The following is a 17,870-nucleotide window of genomic DNA, read 5'->3' as shown; positions in this document are numbered from 1 at the left end:
TTCTCCCCTTGAGGGAGAAGGTGCCCGGCAGGGCCGATGAGGGGTGGTATTGGCAGCGTTTCCCGTCGAGCCGACACCCCTCACCGGGATGCTGCGCATCCACCCTCTCCCGCAAGGGGCGAGGGTTGGCGCGCGCGACGTCACGGGTCGTTGTCCGCTCATGACGCCGGCTCCGCGTTGACGGCGTCGAGGCCGTATTTGACGACGACGGCGGCCGGCATGGCGCTCCAGCCCTGCAGCAGCGAGCCGCGACCATAGGGCGGCGAGAAATATTCCACCGCGCCGGCCCAGCCGTTTTCGAGGCAGGTCTGCCACCAGCGCGTCAGCGCATAGCGGGCGCCGCCGAGGCCGTATTGCAGGCGCTGCTCGGCGTAGACGCCGCTCCAATAGGGCCAATCCGAGCCGTTGTGATAGCGGAAGGGGAAGGCGGTCTTGCCGCGCAGGTCCTTGGGCTGCTTGTAGGGCGGATAGGCGCAGAGCACGCCCCAGTCGCCATAGGGCTGCTCGCTGTTGTGGCGCGATTCCAGCTGCTGCTGCATGGCGCCGAGCAAGGCCTTGGCGCGCTCCGGCGTGATGGCGCCATAGCGGGTGAGCGTCAGGCTGTCGATGACCAGGTGATCCTCGACGAAGCCTTCCGGCGTCGCGTAATCGGCATAGCCGTCGCGGGCGGGCACGAAGAGCTTGCCGTCGATCTCGGCGCGGGCGGCGGCGGCCATTTGGCGCGCCTTGTCCACCAGAGCCTGGTCATGCGGACCGCCGAACTCGACGGCCACATCCAGCGCGCCGACGAACAGGCCGATGTTGTAGGAGACGAGCCCGGCGCGGAACACGTTGTCGGCCCAGTCGCGGTCGTTGCGCGGCTTGAGCGGCAACACGCTGTCCGGCCCGGCGAAGGCGAAATAGCGCTTGAGGATGGTGGCGACCATCGGCCAGTGACGGGCCACCTCGGCGAGATCGCCGGTGGTGCGGGCGTAATCACCGAGCGCCAGCACGAAGAACAGCGGGCTGTCGAAATGGTCGCTCCACCAGTCGTTGGGATGGCGGTGATGGTCGGGGAAGCGGCCGGGAGGGCCCTTGGGGTCGGCGAGGAAGCGGCGCCAGGCGGACGACTGGGCGTCGCCGGTGAGCAGCACGCCGCTCGGCGCTTCGCCGTCGGGCTGCAGGCCGGTGGCGAGCAGGCGGATCTCGTCGCGCACCGTTTCGGGCGCCAGCGTCAGCAAGGGCTGCAGCGTCCAGTAGCCGTCGCGGAAATAGGTGCGGGCCGGCGCGCTATAGGCCTGACCGGCGGCAAGGCCGGCGAAGGCGCCCTTTTCATCCTGGCGGATGGACGAGAGGGCGGCGTGGATGCCCTGGATCACCATGGAGCGCAGGAGCGGATCGGCGGCCGGCGCGAGATCGCAGCGGGCCGCATAGGCCTCGGCCTCGGCGATGATGGCGGCGGCGTCGAGCAGGAGGCCGCGCTCGGCTTCTTCGACCGTGGTGCCGACGGCAATGCGCAGATCCTCGCCCTCGGAGAGCACGATCACCACGCCCCAGCCGGTTTCGACGACGCGGCGCGCGCCGGTGCGGACCACGCGATTGCCGGCGGCGTCGGTGGTGGCGTCATGCCACCAGGCACAGCGGCGGGCGGGGTGGCAGGACTGAAGGCGGGCGCCGCGGATCAGCATCACCGGCGCCGTCTGGGCGACGTGGACGCCGCCATTGGCGGCGAGCACCCGGTTCGGGCCGTAGAGATAGGGCGCGGCAAGCGGGGAGAAGCGCACGCGCCCGAGGCTGCCGGTGCCCCACAGGGCCAGATCGGCCCAGCCGTCCGGCGAACAATCCGCCTGCAGGCGCGGCGCCATGATCGGCAGCAGCACCGGCGTTTGGGAGAGGATTGCGCCTTCCGGCGTCGGGGTCATCATGTCAGGGTCACCTGTCCGCCTCTGGGCGCACGGCACCGATCCGCCGTTCGGCAATGGCCAGCAGCCCCGGACCGTGAGGTCGGAGACGGGCTGTCTTCACTGGTATGGTTGCCGCGCCCACGTTTTTGTCTGCCGCCGCGATCATGGCCAGATAGCCTGGCTGACAAGGCGTCACCTCAGGTGACCGCCTTCGATCGCGGCGTGCTCAATGCCAATGCAAATTACAAAGCGAATATGTATTTGTCAACGACGCTGACGAATTTGCCGGGTAAATTGAAAATACGGGGAAACACACGCAATTTTCGTTGCAAAAATGCTTCTTCTTCGACATTATCGGATCAGATAGATATAGGTTCCTGACTAACAAACGGCGGAGCCCCGTGTCGGTATGAGCACCCTGGAAAGCCAGACAACCTCGATCGCCCGCAAGGTGACCACTCAGGCGGTGATGCGCACCGTGCTGGCGGAAGGGGCCATTTCCCGTACGGACGTGGCCCGGCTGACCGGCCTTTCCAAGCAGACGGTGTCGGAAATCGTCCGCAGCCTGGAGGATGACGGCTGGCTGAAACCCAGCGGCCGCACCGACGGCCGGCTTGGCCGGCAGGCCATCACCTATGAGATCAACGCCGACGCGGCCCATGGCCTTGCCATCGACGTGGGCGGCACCAAGGTGGCGGCGGCCATCGGCGATCTGCTCGGCAACATCAAGGCCGAGGTCATGCTGCCGACCGATCCGCGCGGCGGTACCCATCTGGTGGATCACCTCGGCCGTGTGGTCGAACAGCTTGCCGCCGAGGCCGGTGTCGCCCTGGCCGACCTGCGCGTCGCCGTGCTCGGCACGCCCGGCGTGTTCGATCCGGAGACCGGTCACGTGCGCATCGCGCCGAATGTGCCGGGCCTCGAGAACATCGACCTGCGGCAGCTGATGGGCGACCGGCTCGGCTGCCCGGTGATCGTGGAGAACGACGTCAATCTCGCCGCGCTCGGCGAGCAATGGCGTGGCCAGGGCGCCGAGCTCAACGACTTCGCCTTCGTGGCGCTCGGCACCGGCATCGGCATGGGCATCATCGCCAACCGGCGGCTGGTGCGCGGGGCCCGCGGGGCAGCCGGCGAGATTTCCTACCTGCCGCTCGGCGCCGATCCCTTCGATCCGCGCAACTTCACGGTCGGCACTCTGGAGGCTGCGGTGGGGGCTGCGGCCATCACCCGCCGCTTTGCCGGCTATGGCGGGCCGTCGGACCGGACGGTCAAGGACGTGTTTGCGGCGCTGGCGGAGGGCGATGGTCTTGCCGCCGCGGCCATCGAGGAAACCGCAAGGCTGGTGGCGGTAACGATCGCCTCGGTCGGTGCCGTGCTCGATCCCGAAGTGGTGATCCTCGGCGGCAGCATCGGGGCGCGTGACGAACTGGTGGCCGCCATCCGGCGCTTTCTGCCGCGCTGCACGCCCACGCCGCCGCCCATCGCCATCAGCCGCTTCGGCAACCGTGCCGGCCTCATCGGCGGCATCAGCGTGGCGGTCGCCCACATGCTGGACGAACTCTTCGGGATTCCCCTCGACCAGGCAGCGCCGTCCGTGGGCAGGCTGCTGGCAGTCTCCCAGGGCTAGAGAGCCCGACTTCCCCTCATCGGCGTCCTATCGGTCTCGCCAGCGGTCTCGCAATTGGGACCATTGGCGGGCGCGCCAGTTGGAGGAGAGCTTGGCAGCGCGCCCGCCGTTGGCCCGCTGGATAAAATGGCCATGACATCTGCGGCGCAAATGTCCTGTTTTATCCAGTGGTCGTTCAACACCGGGACGGAGCCCTTGTGGCCGAGGGATCCCGCCGCCCGTCGCCGAGCGGTCCGGCTGAACATTTCGCGTGTTGTGTGGTGCCGGAGCCCTGCACACAGGGCTCCGGTGCCTTGCCTCAGAGGTTGGACAGCAGGTCGTTGACGCGAGTCTCCATGTCGGCGAGCGCGGCGTCGATGTCCTTCTGGCCGGTGATGGCCGCACCGGCTTCCTCGCCGATGATGTCCTGGAGCGCGAACTGGCGCTGGATCTGCTGCGGCAGCGGCTTGCCGAGCTTGGCCACCTCGAGGATGGTGCTGCGGTGCGGCAGCGCCTTGAACTGGTCGCTGTCGAGCACGGCCTGGACCGACGGCAGATGGCCGGTACGCGACCATTCATAGTCGTTGTCGAAGTAGAACTTCAGGAACTTGCCGATGGCGGCGAGCTCTTCGGGCTTGCGGTCCTTGGCGGACACGGCCCAGCTGTGACCGTCGGCATATTGGGCATGGGTGCCGCCGAACAGCTGCGGATAGGGATAGACGGCATAGCCGCCCTTGTTGAGCGCCGTACCGGCGGTCTCGGACTGGGCGTTGTAGTCGCCGACGACCCAGGTGCCGTTGAGCTGCACGCCGCCCTCACCCGCCAGGAAGGCGTTGATGGCGGTGCCGTAGTCCATGTCCTTGGTGGTCAGGTCTTCGTCATAGATCTTCTTGTAGAATTCCAGCACCTTCTTGGCTTCCGGCGTCTGCACCTTGATGTGCTTGGGATCGGCGAAGAAGTCGGAATCCTGCTGGAACAGGTAGGTGTAGAAGTTGCGCATGAACAGGGCGGTTTCATTGGCCATGTTCTGCACGAAATAGGGCTTGCCGGTCTTGGCCTTGAACTGTTCGGCCTGGGCGATCGCCTCATCGACGGATTTCGGGAAGATCGGCGTACCGTCGGGATTGACGAGGCCGGCCTGTTTGAACAGGTCCATGTTCACATGATAGAGCATGGTCCAGGTGTCGATGGGCATGCCGTAGAACTTGCCGTCCTTGGTCACACCCTGCTGGGCGGCAGAGGTGAACTGATCGGGCGTGATGCCTTCGCTCTTCAGCAGATCGTCGAGCGGCAGCAGCAGGTTCTTGGACTGGTAGTCCGACAGCACCGATTCATGGATGGTGACGATGTCGGGCGCGTCGCCGGCGGCAAACTGGGCGTTCAGCTGGTCATAGCCGGGCCATTCCACGTTGGTGACGGAAATGTGGATGTCCGGATTGTCGGCGTTGAACTTGTTGATCAGCGACGTGATGATGCCGCATTCGCCAGTCGCCTTGGCCACGTCGGTGTTGGTGCCGAAATCGGCGTCGCAGGCACCGAAGAAGCGCTGCAGCTTGATCTCCACGGGATCGGCAACGGCCGTCACGGCACTGATCGCCAGCGCCGAGACCGCCAAGAGGGCGGACTTCACAATCGTCTTCATATCGTTTCCTCCGTTATTGATTGCAGCCCGGATGCCGGGCAGGCCCACTGCGGACGCGTTGAACTTGCCTTGCGCCCGTATCCATCCGCCCGAGCCTCCCCGCCCGGACCGAAGTTCTGATGCCGGAGGCCGCCGAGGGCCTCCGCCGGCGTCCACCGCGTCAGCGCACGGCTGCGCCTGAAACCGCGGTGACGATGTACTTCTGAAAGAACAGGTAGACGATGAAGATGGGCGCGCCGGCGAAGACGGCCTGCGCCATCAGATATCCGATGCCCTCGGACTGGGCGAAGTTGGTCTGCGTCGACGCCATGCCGACGGTGAGCGTGAACATTTCCTTCTTGGTGGCCGAGATCAGCGGCCAGAAATAGTCGTTCCAGGCGCCCAGGAAGGTGAAGATGCCCAAGGTGGCCTGCGCCGGCAGCGTCAGCGGCAGCAGCACTTTCCAGAAGACGCGGAAGCGGCTGGCGTTGTCGAGCATGGCCGCCTCGTCGAGTTCCTTGGGGATGGCGCGGAAATATTGCGTCATCAGGAACACGCCGAAGGCGCTCGACAGGCCCGGCAGGATGATGCCCTGATAGGTGTTGTGGAACTTCAGGATCGAGAAGATCTGGTGGCGCGCCACCAGCACCGCCTGCTCGGGCACCGCAAGGCCGAACAGCACGACGACGAACAGGATGTCCCGCCCGGGAAAGTTCAGCCGGGCAAAGCCGTAGCCGGCGAGCGAGGACAGCACCAGCGTGCCCACCGTCAGCCCGATCGACACGATCAGCGAGTTGAGGATCCAGCGGAACACCGCGGAGGTGCCGACGATGTTGATATAGTTCTGGATGATATAGGGCGGATGGAACACCGAATTGGGGTTGGCCATCAGCTCGGCATTGTCCTTGAAGGACAGGGCGATCACCCAGAGCGCCGGCGCCAGCATGACAATCGACAACGCGATCACCAGGGCCAGGATCACCCGGTCGCCGAAGCTGCGGGAGTTGGACAGACCGCTCGACATCACAGGTCCTCCTTGCGCCGGGAGATCAGGTATTGCGCCATGGCGGCCAGCAGGATCAGCACGAAGAGCACTTCCGAGGCGGCGGCTCCAAGGCCGAGATCCCAGCGGCGGAAGGCGGTGTCGTAGATGTAGAGGACGATCGGCTTGGTCACGTTGTTGGGCCCGCCGCGCGTCATCAGCCAGGCCTGGCCGAACAGCTGGAACTGCAGCACGATCTGGATGATGATCACCAGCGCGAAGGTGCGCTTGATGGAGGGCAGCGTGATGGCCGTCAGCGTGCGCCAGCGGCTGGCGTTGTCGAGGGCGGCGGCTTCGTAGATGTCGCCGGGGATCTGCTGCAGGGCCGACAGGAACAGCATCATCGGCAGGCCGAGGCACCACCAGATGGTGGCCATGGCCACCGCGATCATGGCCAGATTCGGGTCGGAGACGAAGGCGGGCGCGGTGGCGCCGAACCAGCCGTAGACCGTCGCGAGCAGGCCGAATTGCGGGATGAAGACGATGCGCCAGATCAGCGTGACGATGGTGACCGACAGCACGGACGAGAAGAAGAACAGGCTGCGCAGCACCGTCGCCGTGCGGGTCCGGGCATTGAGCGCCAGCGCCAGGAACAGGCCGATCAGCGCCAGCGTCGGCACCGTCAGAAGCACGAAATAGAAGGTGTTGCCGACCGACTGCAGGAACACCTTGTCATTGAAAAGACGGACATAGTTGCCGAAGCCGACAAAGGGGCCGGACGAGAAGGTGTCGGCCTTGTGAAAGCTCAGCCAAATGCCCCAGAACAGCGGGAAGACGAGCAGCGTCACGAAGAAGAACAGGTAGGGCGCCACGAAGAGCGCATTCTTCCAGTCGGGCGAATGCGGGCCGTGCGAGGGCTTGCGCGGGGCTTGCACGGCGGTCATGGCGCCGCCTCCCGGCCATGATAGGCCTTGCCGGCGCCGTCAAACAGGTGTGCCTTGGTGCCGTCGAACCGCAGGGCGACGCGGGCGCCGACCCCGAGCCGGGTCTGGCCGGACTCGTTGGCCACCACCATCTGGCCGTCGTCGAGGCGCACATGGGCCAGCGAGCGGTCGCCGAGCCGTTCGAGCACGTCGATCACGCCATCGGCCTGGCCCTCGCCGGGGGCGGCAAGGCTGACGGCTTCGGCGCGGATTCCGAGCGACGCCACCTCGCCGGCCACGTCCGGGGCGACGGCGGTGTCGATGGAGAGCTTCGGCCCGCAGGCGACCGAGAGGCCGAGGGCGCCGGGACGGGCAGCCGTCACGTCGAGGAAGTTCATCTGCGGCGTGCCGACGAAGCCGGCGACGAAACGGGTCGCCGGCCGGTCGTAGATCTCCATGGGCGCGCCGATCTGTTCAATCTTCTTGTTGTTCATCACCACGATGCGGTCGGCCAGCGTCATGGCCTCGATCTGGTCGTGGGTGACGAAGATCATGGTCGACCTCAGCCGCTGGTGCAGCTGGGCGAGCTCGATGCGGGTGCGGGTTCTGAGCGCGGCGTCGAGATTGCTGAGCGGCTCGTCGAACAGGAAGGCGTTGGGCTCCTTCACCACGGCGCGGCCGATGGCGACGCGCTGGCGCTGGCCGCCGGAGAGCTGGCCCGGCTTGCGGTCGAGAAGGTGGCCGATCTCCAGCATGCGCGCGGCATCGGCGACGCGGGCGTCGATGACGTCCTTGGCAACGTTGATGTTCTCGAGGCCGAAGGTCATGTTCTGCCGCACGGTCATGTGCGGATAGAGCGCATAGGACTGGAACACCATGGCCACGCCACGCTGGCCGGGCGGCAGATGATCGATGCGCTCCCCGTTGATCAGGATCTCGCCGTCCTCGACGCTTTCGAGCCCGGCGATCATGCGCAACAGGGTGGATTTGCCGCAGCCCGAGGGGCCGAGGAAGACCACGAACTCGTGGCCGGGGATGCTCAGTGACAGGTTTTCCAGCACCTTGGCTGAGCCGAAGCTCTTGCTGACATTGCGGATTTCAATCTCGGCCGACATGTCTTTCCTCCCAGAATGGATGTCCCTCCTGGCGTCCGATCAGACGCGGACGCGGATCATCTGGTAGGAATAGGCGGCGAAGGTGGCCGTCAGCGTGGTGCCGGCAACGGTGACGTCGCTGCCGGGCTTCGGCTCTATGGCGCCCGGCGTCGTCGCGCTGTTGACGGCCTTGAGATCGGCCGAGGTCATCACCTGATGGTCGATGATGCGGGCGGTCTTGCCGAAGCCTTCAAGCGCGATGGAGGTGCTGATCGGTTCGGCGGTGCGGTTGACGATGAAGAAGCTCACGACGCCGTCCGCCTCGGCATGCACGGCGGCGACATCGAGACCGGGCACCGCGCCGATGCCCTCCACCTGATAGCTCGGGCTGTCGACGGCAAGGTCGAGCGCCTTGCCACGGCCGTGGCGCGAGGCGAACAGGAAGGGATAGAAGATGGTCTGCCGCCAGGCAGGACCGCCGGGCACCGTCATGATCGGGGCGATGACGTTGACGAGCTGGGCGAGGCAGGCGATCTTCACCACGTTGGAGCGGCGGATGAAGGTATTGAGGATCAGGCCGACCTGCAGCACATCCTCGAAATTGTAGATGTCTTCCAGAAGCGGCGGCGCCGACGGCCAGCCGTCATTGCCCTCGAGGATCGTCCGGTCCTGCTCGTTGGAATGATACCAGACATTCCACTCGTCGAAGGAAATGTAGACGTTCCTTTCCGAGCGCTTCTTGGCCTTGGTATAGTCGATCACGCCGGCGACCGAGGTGATATAGTCGTCGAGCTTCAGGCTCTCGGCGAGATAGCGCGGCGTGTCGCCGGCCTTGTTGTTGAAATACATGTGCAGCGAGATGTAATCGACCTCGTCATAGGTGTGATCGAGGACGGTTGCTTCCCACTCGGGATAGGTGGGCATCTTGGCGTTGGACGAGCCGCAGACCACCAGCTCCAGCGACTTGTCGAAGGCGCGCAGCGCCTTGGCGGTCTCATGGGCGACGCGGCCATATTCGTCGGCCGTCTTGTGGCCGATCTGCCAGGGGCCGTCCATCTCGTTGCCCAGACACCAGAGCTTGATGTTGAAGGGCTCCTTGCGGCCGTTCTTGATGCGAAGGTCGCTATAGGTGCTGCCGCCGGGGTGGTTGGCATATTCGAGCACGTTGCGGGCCGCGTCGAGGCCGCGCGAGCCGAGGTTGACCGCATACATCATGTCGGCGCCGACGGCGTCGCACCAGTCGGCGAATTCGTGCAGGCCCACCTCATTGTTCTCGGTGGTGTGCCAGGCAAGATCGAGGCGCGTCGGGCGCAGTTCCTTCGGCCCGACACTATCCTCCCAGTTGAAGGCCGAGACATAATTGCCGCCGGGATAGCGGACGACGGGCACATCGAGTTCGCGCACCAGATCGATCACGTCGCCGCGCATGCCGTCAGGGCGCGCGGTGGGGTGGCCGGGCTCGTAGATGCCGGTATAGACGGCACGGCCCAGGTGTTCGATGAAGGAACCGTAGAGACGCGGATCGATCTCCGCGACAATGAAGCGCGCATGCGCCGTAACGGTCGCCGACATGTTACCTCCCTTTTTATATCTTATTTTCTGATGTAAAGCAGATTTTCAGATATTTAAGGGCCTTCCAGGTCGATCGTCAAGTGATGATATCACGACAGGGGCGGATTTCTTGACCAAAAGCGGGGATTGAAGCGCTGAGTTGTTGAAAAACAAGCGGAAATTTGTATATCACGTTTTCCGGTATCATTCGGTGCGGATGCGCAGGATCACGTCCTGGTCGTAATTGCCGAAGCCGCGCCCGAAAATGTTGATGCCGCCGGGGTGGCGGGCGTCGTCGCGAACGCCGATGCGCAGGCGGATCGAGCGGTGGCCGAGCAGGTCGAGGTCATCCAGAACCACGTCGGAGATGCGCACGCCGTCGACGAAGGTGCCCTCCGGCGAAATGCGCCAGTTCTTCATCTTGCCGTATTGCGAGCCCTTCAGCTTCCACCAGGACGGGGTGTAGACGCCGCGCTTGTCGCCGAAATCGCCGGGCGAGGTCCAGGTGCCCACATCGACGCCGTTGATGGTCATGGTGATGTCGGACGGCCAGTCGGCGCTGGTGCCGGGTACCTCGGAGCTGAGCTCGACCGCCACTTCCAAGTCCTTGACCTTGCTGCCGGAAAGCTTGGCATTATTGGGGAACTGATACTCCACATAGCCGCGGGTGAACCAGATCAGGCCGGCCTTCATGCGGTCGGGGTCGAGGAAGGAATTGGGCACATCCAGGAGGCCGATGATGCCGTCGGTGGAGCACAGGCCGCAGGGGGCGGCCACCTCATAGCTCGTGTAGAGGCCGATGGGCATCGACACTTCGATGGCGTCCGAGCCGGTGGAGCGGGCGTCTTCCTTGAAGACGATAAGCACTTCCTCGGCCACGGGATAGCAGATCTTCTGGCTGCCCTTGCGGGCCTTCTGGGCCTCGGTGCGGATCAATCCGCCCTCTTCCAGGATCTGCACATTGGTGGATACGGAAGACTGCGGCAGCGACAGTTCGGCGGCGATGTCGTTGACATTCATCGCGCCCTTGGCATGCAGCAGCTTGAGAATCTGCACCCGCACCGGCGAGGCCAGCCCCTTCAGAGTCGCAAATCCTTGTTCGGGGTCGATGACGAGAAATTCGCGGCTCATTCTTGATATCAATCCGGAAGGAGGTCAATTTACCCATGTATATCGAAATTTTTGATGTAATCAATCGGAAAGCGGCGGAAATCCAGTGACGATGACGAAGCCGGGTAAGCGGTGAAACAAGGCGAGGTGGCGGGGGCTGGCCTCATGTTGTTGCTTGTCGGGCGCGGTCTCCTTCCGACTGATTTCCTCATGGGTGTAGAGGCTTGATATTGTAATCACTGATGGCATATTTGGCCATTGAGGCTGCAACGCAGCGCAACTTCAGTGCAAGCTGGCCTTGGTGATGCATTTTGTCTTGATGAAGGACGGCGGCTTGCTGGATAGCCAGGGATGCCCCGTCGCGCTCCCGGTCGTCGAGAGTTTCCAGGTGAGGGTGCCGCACCTTTGCCCCTACGTCCTGAACTTTCAAATGCCGCGCGGTGATGTGATCGGTCTCAAGGTCCAGTTTTCATGCCATTGCTGGACAGAGGGCTACGATCCCGCGCTTCACACCCCGAAGCACCAGCTGATCATGGATGGCAACCGCGCGCGCGTCTTCAGCCGGGCGCGTTACGAAAGCTCGCTCAATCTTCGTGAGCTGCTGGGCGCGCTTTCGTCTTGCACGATGTATTGGACGGCAAGCGACAGGAACTATGGCGTCTACAATGCCACCCTGATCATCGACGGACTGGCCTATACAGCCTTCTTCACGCTGGCCAAGGAGCGGGGCCGCTTTGACGGAAACCGCTATCACCTCGTGATGGGCGTGGAGAGCGCTTACTTTGCCCCGCAGCCATCGAAGGGCTTGAAGGTTCGGGCAGCCGCCGCAATTGACGCTGCCTTGAACAACAGAAAGTTTCGCTACAGGTGAGGGCCTGCAAAAACACCAAAGGAGCGCGTCCTTGCGAACGGCTCCCTGGATCTCTCGACACTCGCTTCAGGTTGCCCCTATCCACCATCCCGGTTGGACCGCCCGTGAAGGCGGCGGAGGGAGCCTCACAGTCGATCTGGCGTCCCTTCGGTTGAAAATAAGCGCGCTTGCGTGCGGTGTCAACATCGCCGCCCCCTGCGGGCCGGCAAGCGAAGCCTGTCGGCGAAGATCGGTTGCGCTCCGGACTGTGACCGGAACCCCTCAGCTGGTCAGGATCTGCGCCAGACTGACGGCGGGCTCCTCTGCCTCGGTGAGGTCCAGCTCGGCTTCGATCTCGGCGAGATGGTCGACCATCAGCGTGCGGGCGGCGTCGACGTTGCCGGCGCGGATGGCGTCGGTGATCATGCGGTGGTGGTCGGGGCCGCAATGGTGGCCGCGGTGGCGGCGGTAGAGCAGGATGATCAGCGAGGTGCGCGCCACCAGCTCGCTGAGGATGTTGCCATAGATGCTCTGGCCGGCCATGTCGGCGACGGCGAGGTGAAATTCGCCCGACAGGCGGATGGCGGCGCGATGGTCGCCGCGCGCCTCGGCGTCGTGCTCCTGCTGGAGGTGTTCGTCGAGGCGGCTGAGCCAGACGTCGGTGCGGGCGGCAATGGCCCGTTCGACGATGGCTGCCTCGATCAGCCGGCGCGCCTCGAAGGTCTCGCGCGCCTCGCGCGGGGTGGGACTGGAGACGAAGGCGCCGCGGTTCTTCTCGATGTCGACGATGCCCTCGTGCGCCAGCTGCTGCAGGGCGGCGCGGACCAGCGTGCGCGAGGCGTCGTAGATCTGCCCGACCTCATCCTCGCGCAGCCGCGTGCCGGGCAGCAGGCGGTGTTCGAGAATGGCCGTCATCAAGCCGTTGCGGATGCGGGCAACGCGATCCTGCGTCAGGCTGGCGGGGTCGGCCGTGTAGGTTTCTGCGGGCATGGGCTTTCGAGAAGCTGAGACTCACCGCGTGCATGGCGGGATTGGAAGCCATGCTATCCAAGAAGCCTGCATCCATCAATCTCCTAAATCGTATACAAAACAGGTGATGTATGTGTTCAATCTGCCTGCAAATCAGGCGCAAAATTGTTGAGTGACTATTAATTAAGCGCGGATGCTTCCGCGGTCATTTTCTGACAAGTCGCTGTTTTTTCTGCGCTTCCCGGTGTGCATACGACGTTTCCCCTATTGGCATGCCTCTTGCCAATTGAAGGCAAGCGCTGCGGGGCTCCTCGCCCTGCGGCATCCACCCAACCGCCTTGCCGGGGAAACCGCATGCCCAATCCCGCCGCTCTCGAACTTGCGGCCCTGACCAAGCGCTACGGCTCGACCACGGCGGTCGACGCCATCGATCTCAAGATCGCCGCCGGCACCTATTGTTGCCTGCTGGGGCCGTCGGGCTGCGGCAAGTCGTCGACGTTGAGGATGATCGCCGGTCATGAAGCGGCGAGCGAGGGCGACATCATCCTCGGCAGCCAGAATGTCACCGACCTGGCCCCGGCCCGGCGCGGCACGGCGATGATGTTCCAGTCCTATGCGCTGTTTCCGCATCTGAGCGTACTCGACAATGTGGCCTTTGCGCTGAAGATGCGCGGCGTCGACAAGAAGACCCGCCGCGCCAAGGCCGGCGAACTCCTGGACCTAGTGGCCATGACGCCCTATGCCGGCCGCCTGCCGGCGCAACTGTCGGGCGGCCAGCAGCAGCGCGTGGCGCTGGCCCGGGCGCTGATCACCGAACCGCAGATCCTGCTGCTGGACGAACCCTTGTCGGCGCTCGATCCCTTCCTGCGCATCAAGATGCGCGCTGAACTCAAGCGCCTGCAGCGCGAGCTCGGCATCTCCTTCATCCACGTGACGCACGGCCAGGAAGAGGCCATGGCGCTCGCCGATCTCGTGGTGCTGATGAACGGCGGCCGCATCGAGCAGATGGGCAGTCCGCGCGAGGTGTTCAACGCGCCGCGCACCGAATTCGTCGCCCGCTTCATCGGCGGCCACAATGTGATCGCCACGGACACGGCCAAGATCGCCATCCGTGCCGACAAGCTGCAGCTGGTGCCGGGCAGCGCGATGGATGGCGCACGGGGCGGCATCGCCGCCACCGTCACCGACGTCGAGTATCAGGGCACCTTCGTGCAGGTGTCCGCCCGCACCGCCGCCGGCGAAGACCTGATCGCCCATGTGGGCGAGGCCGTCTTCGACGCCCGTCCATTGCAAGTTTCCGAGTCCGTCACAGCGCTGTGGGATGCCGCGCAAAGCCACACCCTGTCCTGACCGGTTATCCGGCCGACCTCGAGATAACCGGGGCGGCCCCAGAGGGAGAATGAACTGACATGACTGAGATCATCAAGCCGTTGTCCACCGGCGTCAGCCGCCGGTCGCTTCTCAAGGGTGCCGCCGGTGTCGCCGGCCTTGCCGCCGGTTCGGGTGCCATCACCGGCTTCCCCTATATCAAGGCCTCGGAAGAGAAGGTGCTGCGCTACCTCGGCACCGCCGTCAACGAGGGCGACGCCATCTCCAAGAAGTGCTTCGAGGATACCGGCATCAAGATCGAATACATCACCGCCACCACCGATGACGTGACCAAGCGCGTGATGACCCAGCCCAACAGCTTCGACGTGCTCGACACCGAATATTTCTCGCTGAAGAAGCTGGTGCCGTCGAACAACATCCTGCCGCTCGACGCCAAGAAGATCAAGGAATTCGACAACATCACCCCGGTGTTCACCAAGGGCGAGCTGCCCAACGGCAAGAAGATCGGCAACCAGGGCACGGCGCCGTGGAAGGTGCTCTATCTCGAAGGCCCCGATTCCGATGTCTTCGCCAAGGAAGCCACCGAGTGGGTGACGCTGATCCCGACCGTCTACAATGCCGATACGCTGGGCATCCGTCCGGACCTGATCAAGCGCCCGATCGAAAGCTGGGCCGAGCTGCTCAACCCCGAGTTCAAGGGCAAGGCCTCGATCCTCAACATCCCCTCGATCGGCATCATGGACGCCGCCATGGTTGTGGAAGCCTCCGGCCTCTACAAGTATCCCGACAAGGGCAACATGACCAAGGACGAGATCGACCTCACCATGAAGATCCTGACCGAGGCCAAGAAGGCCGGTCAGTTCCGCGCCTTCTGGAAGGACTTCAACGAGTCCGTCAACCTGATGAGCTCGGGCGAGACGGTGATCCAGTCCATGTGGTCGCCGGCCGTCACCAAGGTGCGCTCCATGGGCATCCCCTGCACCTTCCAGCCGCTCAAGGAAGGCTACCGCTCCTGGGCCTCGGGCTTCTGCATGTCCAAGGGCGTCAAGGGCCAGAAGCAGGAATGGGCCTACGAGTTCATCAACTGGTTCCTGTCGGGCTTTGCCGGCGCCTATCTCAACCGCCAGGGCTATTACTCGGCCGTGCTCTCCACCGCCAAGGCCAATATGGAAGCTTACGAGTGGGCCTACTGGATGGAAGGCAAGCCGGCCGAGAAGGACATCCTCGGTCCCGACGGCACGCTGCTCGAAAAGGCCGGTGCCGTGCGCGACGGCGGTTCCTATGACGACCGCATGGGCAACGTGGCCTGCTGGAACTCGATCATGGACGAGAACGACTACATGGTCCGCAAGTGGAACGAGTTCATCGCGGCGTGATGAGAGGGCTGCGATTGGACCGGGGTTACCCCCCTCCCTTTCCCTCCCCCTCAAGGGGGGAGGGGATGTGGTGGGGCCGATGCGTGAACTGAACGAGGAGAGCGCCGGGCAGGTTCTGGCCGGAGGCGCCAGCGTGCTCTCTCTCCCCTTGCGGGAGAGAGTTGGAGAGAGGGGTAAGAGCCGGAAATTGCAGGGGCTCTCCTTGTTGTTCGGCTTTTGCCTCTCATTCCAGCGCACACATATCCATAAGGTCGCTCACCCCTCTCCCTGTCCCTCCCCCACAAGGGGGGAGGGGACGATGGCAAGATGCTTCTCAACGCTGGTCCAGGTCGCGATTGGCAACAACCGGAGTTCCCTCCCCCCTTGCGGGGGAGGGACAGGGAGAGGGGTGGGGTTCCGCAGCTACCCGGCTGCCGGATTGCAGCCCCTGCCCTATGAAAAAGGACGCTTCGCGGCTTTTTTGCCGTGACTGCGTGGATGGTCCGCCTCCGCGGACCATGACGAGCGAACCGCGCGGAGAGTTGCGGTGCAACAAAGGCCGGTGACTGTTTCGGCGGCATAGCCGGCGTAACTGTCACCTGTCTGAGGGAACCGACGGAGCCGCTTGGGATGACCGCCGGCGAAAAGGTGACAGTTACCCTGCGGGAAACAGTCACCGGCATTCGGCGGCGATCGCCTTGTCGGGAACCGTCATGGTCCGCGGAGGCGGACCATCCACGCAGCAGAACAAGCAACGTCGCGTGAGCGACCGCATCTTGAACGACCACAAACGGGGTCCCCATGCAGGAAACATCCGCTCGATCCTCCGTCATCGCCTGGCTGCAGGCCGGGCCGATGGCGCTGGTGTTTCTGGTCTTCTTCATCCTGCCGCTGGTCTTCGTCGTGGTGGTCAGCTTCTGGGACTATAACGACTATGAGATGATCCCCACCTTCACCACGCGCGGCTATACCGACAGCTTCGAGGGGTGTCTGGCGCAGTTGCCGGAACTCTGCACCATCCTGAAGACCTATGTGCAGACGCTGAAATTCTGCGCCATCGTCTGGGCGGCGACGCTGACGATCGGCTTTACCGTCGCCTATTTCCTGGCCTTCGAGGTGAAGTCCAGGGAATGGCAGATCATCCTCAGCCTCATCTGCACCATTCCCTTCTGGACCTCCAACGTGATCCGCATGATCGCGTGGATCCCGCTTCTGGGGCGCAACGGCCTCGTCAATTCCTTCCTGCAGGCGATCGGCCTGATCGACCAGCCGCTGGAATGGCTGCTCTATTCGCAGTTTTCGGTGATCCTGGCGCTCGTCCACCTGTTCACCTTCTTCATGGTGGTGCCGATCTTCAATTCGATGATCCGCATCGACCGCGCGCTGATCGAGGCGGCCTATGACGCCGGCGCTTCCGGCTGGCAGACGCTGTGGAACGTGATCATTCCGCTGTGCAAGCCCGGCATCGTCATCGGCTCGATCTTCGTGATCACCATCGTCATGGGCGACTTCGTCACCGTCGGCGTGATGGGCGGCCAGCAGATCGCCTCGGCCGGCAAGATCATCCAGACCCGGCTCGACGCGCTGCAATTCCCCGCCGCCGCCGCCAATGCGGTGATCCTGCTCGGCGTCACCTTCCTGATCATCGCCGCGCTGACCAAGCTCGTCGACATCCGCAAGGAGCTGTGACCATGCGCGAAGGCCGCTCCCCCGCCTTCTGGTTCCTGGCGATCTTCTTCGCCCTTTACGTACTGTTTCTCTACGGGCCGATGATCGCCATCTACGTGCTGTCCTTCCAGGGACCGCAGGGCGGCCTCACCTTCCCGATGAACGGCGTGTCGCTGACCTGGTTCCGCAAGCTGTGGGAGGGCAACGGCATCATCGACATCGGCGCCTCCTTCCAGCGCTCGCTCGGCCTCGGCCTCACCGTGATGGTGCTGACGGTGGTGATCTCGGTCAGCGCCGGCATGGCCTTCCGCGCCAAGTTCCGCGGCCAGGCGCTCTTGTTCTACACCGCCATCGCCAGCCTGATCGTGCCCTCGCTGATCACCTCGCTCGGCATCGCGCTCGAGTTCCGCCTGCTCGACGACTACATCATCAACCACTTCGGCGACTGGGGGCTGCAGGACATTGCCGACACCTGGGAAACGGCCATGGGGCTCTATTCCTCCGGCCTCGGCGCTCATCTCACCTGGACGCTGCCCTTCGGCCTGCTGATCATGTTCGCCATCTTCAACCGCTTCGATCCGCGGCTCGAGGAGGCCGCGCGCGACCTCGGCGCCACGCCCTGGCAGACCTTCCGGCATGTGGTGCTGCCGATCATCGCGCCGTCGGTGGTGGGCATCGGCCTGTTCGGCTTCACGCTCTCCTGGGACGAACTCGCCCGGTCGAGCCAGGCGATCGGGCCGGTCAACACGCTGCCGCTCGACCTGCAAGGCCGGACCACCACGGTGACGCAGCCCGACATCTACGCGCTCGGCACGGTGATCTCGGCGGTGTCCTTCACGGTGATCCTCGCCGCCGTCTTCGTGATCCGCCTGCTGCAACGGCGACAGGCCGCGCACGGGTCGGACGCCGGGAAGGGAACGGTCTGAGCC

Annotated in this window: 14 protein-coding genes; 6 read left to right on the top strand and 8 right to left on the bottom strand. The window is 64.3% G+C overall.

Annotated elements, in window-relative coordinates; genetic code table 11:
• Nucleotides 1–158: 158 nt before the first annotated feature.
• Nucleotides 159–1,904 carry a glucosidase family protein gene (locus L2I41_RS16965; protein ID WP_237154768.1) on the bottom strand — a complete coding sequence of 582 codons (1,746 nt, stop codon included), beginning with the start codon at nucleotides 1,902–1,904 and terminating at the stop codon, nucleotides 159–161.
• Nucleotides 1,905–2,292: 388 nt separating this feature from the next.
• Between L2I41_RS16965 and L2I41_RS16960 the strand changes: the two genes are divergently transcribed.
• The gene (locus tag L2I41_RS16960; protein ID WP_237154767.1) at nucleotides 2,293–3,510 is read left to right on the top strand and encodes an ROK family transcriptional regulator; all 1,218 of its coding nucleotides are present in this window, start codon (nucleotides 2,293–2,295) and stop codon (nucleotides 3,508–3,510) included.
• 298 nt (nucleotides 3,511–3,808) lie between these two features.
• Here the strand turns inward: L2I41_RS16960 and L2I41_RS16955 are convergent, their stop codons facing one another.
• The 6 genes from L2I41_RS16955 to L2I41_RS16930 form a co-directional block, all read right to left on the bottom strand.
• Nucleotides 3,809–5,131, bottom strand: coding sequence for an extracellular solute-binding protein (locus L2I41_RS16955; protein WP_237154766.1), 1,323 nt, complete (start codon nucleotides 5,129–5,131; stop codon nucleotides 3,809–3,811).
• A 160-nt stretch (nucleotides 5,132–5,291) separates the two neighbouring features.
• A complete protein-coding gene (locus L2I41_RS16950) occupies nucleotides 5,292–6,134 on the bottom strand; it encodes a carbohydrate ABC transporter permease (RefSeq protein WP_237154765.1) in 843 nt (280 codons plus the stop codon).
• Nucleotides 6,134–7,036, bottom strand: a complete 903-nt coding sequence (locus L2I41_RS16945; protein WP_237154764.1) for a carbohydrate ABC transporter permease — start codon at nucleotides 7,034–7,036, stop codon at nucleotides 6,134–6,136. Before L2I41_RS16945 ends, L2I41_RS16950 begins: the two co-directional genes overlap by 1 nt.
• On the bottom strand, nucleotides 7,033–8,130 hold the full coding sequence (locus L2I41_RS16940) for an ABC transporter ATP-binding protein (RefSeq protein ID WP_237154763.1): 1,098 nt from the start codon (nucleotides 8,128–8,130) through the stop codon (nucleotides 7,033–7,035). Before L2I41_RS16940 ends, L2I41_RS16945 begins: the two co-directional genes overlap by 4 nt.
• 39 nt (nucleotides 8,131–8,169) lie before the next feature.
• Nucleotides 8,170–9,681: an arabinosylfuranosidase ArfA gene (arfA, locus tag L2I41_RS16935; protein WP_237154762.1), complete on the bottom strand. Its 1,512-nt coding sequence runs from the start codon at nucleotides 9,679–9,681 to the stop codon at nucleotides 8,170–8,172.
• A gap of 183 nt (nucleotides 9,682–9,864) precedes the next feature.
• Nucleotides 9,865–10,791 (bottom strand): ArsR/SmtB family transcription factor, encoded by a 927-nt coding sequence (locus tag L2I41_RS16930; protein ID WP_237154761.1) that lies wholly within the window; start codon nucleotides 10,789–10,791, stop codon nucleotides 9,865–9,867.
• A gap of 283 nt (nucleotides 10,792–11,074) precedes the next feature.
• On the opposite strand from L2I41_RS16930, the gene L2I41_RS16925 reads away from it, so the two are divergent.
• A complete protein-coding gene (locus L2I41_RS16925; protein WP_507161416.1) occupies nucleotides 11,075–11,641 on the top strand; it encodes a YjaZ family protein in 567 nt (188 codons plus the stop codon).
• 261 nt (nucleotides 11,642–11,902) lie between these two features.
• Here the strand turns inward: L2I41_RS16925 and L2I41_RS16920 are convergent, their stop codons facing one another.
• A complete protein-coding gene (locus L2I41_RS16920) occupies nucleotides 11,903–12,610 on the bottom strand; it encodes a GntR family transcriptional regulator (RefSeq protein ID WP_237154759.1) in 708 nt (235 codons plus the stop codon).
• Nucleotides 12,611–12,943: 333 nt separating this feature from the next.
• On the opposite strand from L2I41_RS16920, the gene L2I41_RS16915 reads away from it, so the two are divergent.
• From L2I41_RS16915 to L2I41_RS16900, 4 genes are all read left to right on the top strand, one after another.
• On the top strand, nucleotides 12,944–13,939 hold the full coding sequence (locus L2I41_RS16915) for an ABC transporter ATP-binding protein (RefSeq protein ID WP_237154758.1): 996 nt from the start codon (nucleotides 12,944–12,946) through the stop codon (nucleotides 13,937–13,939).
• A gap of 59 nt (nucleotides 13,940–13,998) precedes the next feature.
• Entirely contained in the window at nucleotides 13,999–15,294 is a 1,296-nt protein-coding gene (locus L2I41_RS16910) for an ABC transporter substrate-binding protein (protein ID WP_237154757.1), read from the top strand.
• 780 nt (nucleotides 15,295–16,074) lie between these two features.
• Nucleotides 16,075–16,962: an ABC transporter permease gene (locus L2I41_RS16905; protein ID WP_237154756.1), complete on the top strand. Its 888-nt coding sequence runs from the start codon at nucleotides 16,075–16,077 to the stop codon at nucleotides 16,960–16,962.
• Nucleotides 16,963–16,964: 2 nt separating this feature from the next.
• Complete coding sequence (locus L2I41_RS16900) at nucleotides 16,965–17,867, top strand: ABC transporter permease (RefSeq protein WP_237154755.1); 903 nt, start codon at nucleotides 16,965–16,967, stop codon at nucleotides 17,865–17,867.
• Nucleotides 17,868–17,870: the final 3 nt, after the last annotated feature.

The organism is Oryzibacter oryziterrae, from assembly GCF_021864535.1.
GTDB lineage: Bacteria > Pseudomonadota > Alphaproteobacteria > Rhizobiales > Pleomorphomonadaceae > Pleomorphomonas > Pleomorphomonas oryziterrae.
The sequence above is the reverse complement of the archived record's forward strand: the minus strand, read 5'-3'. Positions and strand labels throughout refer to the sequence as shown.

What these genes read in the sequence shown, in the direction of transcription:
- L2I41_RS16965 (WP_237154768.1), bottom strand. Translation starts at nt 1,904, where the DNA reads ATGATGACCCCGACGCCGGAAGGCGCAATCCTCTCCCAAACGCCGGTG.
- L2I41_RS16960 (WP_237154767.1), top strand. Translation starts at nt 2,293, where the DNA reads ATGAGCACCCTGGAAAGCCAGACAACCTCGATCGCCCGCAAGGTGACC.
- L2I41_RS16955 (WP_237154766.1), bottom strand. Translation starts at nt 5,131, where the DNA reads ATGAAGACGATTGTGAAGTCCGCCCTCTTGGCGGTCTCGGCGCTGGCG.
- L2I41_RS16950 (WP_237154765.1), bottom strand. Translation starts at nt 6,134, where the DNA reads ATGTCGAGCGGTCTGTCCAACTCCCGCAGCTTCGGCGACCGGGTGATC.
- L2I41_RS16945 (WP_237154764.1), bottom strand. Translation starts at nt 7,036, where the DNA reads ATGACCGCCGTGCAAGCCCCGCGCAAGCCCTCGCACGGCCCGCATTCG.
- L2I41_RS16940 (WP_237154763.1), bottom strand. Translation starts at nt 8,130, where the DNA reads ATGTCGGCCGAGATTGAAATCCGCAATGTCAGCAAGAGCTTCGGCTCA.
- arfA (WP_237154762.1), bottom strand. Translation starts at nt 9,681, where the DNA reads ATGTCGGCGACCGTTACGGCGCATGCGCGCTTCATTGTCGCGGAGATC.
- L2I41_RS16930 (WP_237154761.1), bottom strand. Translation starts at nt 10,791, where the DNA reads ATGAGCCGCGAATTTCTCGTCATCGACCCCGAACAAGGATTTGCGACT.
- L2I41_RS16925 (WP_507161416.1), top strand. Translation starts at nt 11,075, where the DNA reads ATGCATTTTGTCTTGATGAAGGACGGCGGCTTGCTGGATAGCCAGGGA.
- L2I41_RS16920 (WP_237154759.1), bottom strand. Translation starts at nt 12,610, where the DNA reads ATGCCCGCAGAAACCTACACGGCCGACCCCGCCAGCCTGACGCAGGAT.
- L2I41_RS16915 (WP_237154758.1), top strand. Translation starts at nt 12,944, where the DNA reads ATGCCCAATCCCGCCGCTCTCGAACTTGCGGCCCTGACCAAGCGCTAC.
- L2I41_RS16910 (WP_237154757.1), top strand. Translation starts at nt 13,999, where the DNA reads ATGACTGAGATCATCAAGCCGTTGTCCACCGGCGTCAGCCGCCGGTCG.
- L2I41_RS16905 (WP_237154756.1), top strand. Translation starts at nt 16,075, where the DNA reads ATGCAGGAAACATCCGCTCGATCCTCCGTCATCGCCTGGCTGCAGGCC.
- L2I41_RS16900 (WP_237154755.1), top strand. Translation starts at nt 16,965, where the DNA reads ATGCGCGAAGGCCGCTCCCCCGCCTTCTGGTTCCTGGCGATCTTCTTC.